Source organism: Pseudomonas brassicacearum (genome assembly GCF_003732265.1).
Taxonomy (GTDB): Bacteria; Pseudomonadota; Gammaproteobacteria; order Pseudomonadales; family Pseudomonadaceae; genus Aquipseudomonas; species Aquipseudomonas brassicacearum_D.
Genome location: NZ_MOBK01000255.1, coordinates 1 through 585 on the forward strand (window position 1 = coordinate 1; position 585 = coordinate 585).

Annotated in this window: 1 protein-coding gene; it reads right to left on the minus strand. The window is 50.3% G+C overall.

The genetic code is table 11. From position 1 onward, the window contains the following. Positions 1-7: 7 nt before the first annotated feature. Complete coding sequence (locus tag BK660_RS31135; protein WP_259698418.1) at positions 8-472, minus strand: hypothetical protein; 465 nt, start codon at positions 470-472, stop codon at positions 8-10. Between the last annotated feature and the right edge of the window lie 113 nt (positions 473-585).

Here is a 585-nt window from a genome sequence, read left to right on the forward strand (position 1 = left end):
CCGTTTTCTATTGTGCTGATTCGGGTGCTTGTTGCGAAGCAGGTCTTGGTGCGCCTATATCCTTACCTACCTGGATCGCAGCGAGTGTCGTCTGCAAGGTAGTTAACACCGCTGCCTGATTGGCAAAGTGCGCCCCCACGACGACGGTGATCATTCCGAGAAAATGGACGGCTGTCGTCGCCCAGTAATGCGCCTTTATTGTCGAGGCATGTTTGATGGCTTCTTTTGAGTCCTCGGCGATTTGTTGTACGCCGTCCCACATCAAATCGTATCGTTTGTCCCTCTCCGCCTGAGTCAAAAGATAAGCATCGATTTTTGCCGACACACCCTCGAACCGAGCATCCATCCTCGTCTCAATGGTCTCGATCCTGGCATTGAACTCTTCACGACTTATAGCGTTCATGGCTTTAGCATTCCGATTTTTACTCGACAGATCACTGACTGGATTTTGACTGAATTCCGTGGTTTTCAATTCGACACCTTCCTGGGTCTACCGATACCGTCACTGGTATTAAATAGGTGTGAGTCCAACGTCCCTCACCGAGCTGACGAAAACAATAGGCCGCATCCAGAATGCTGACAAGC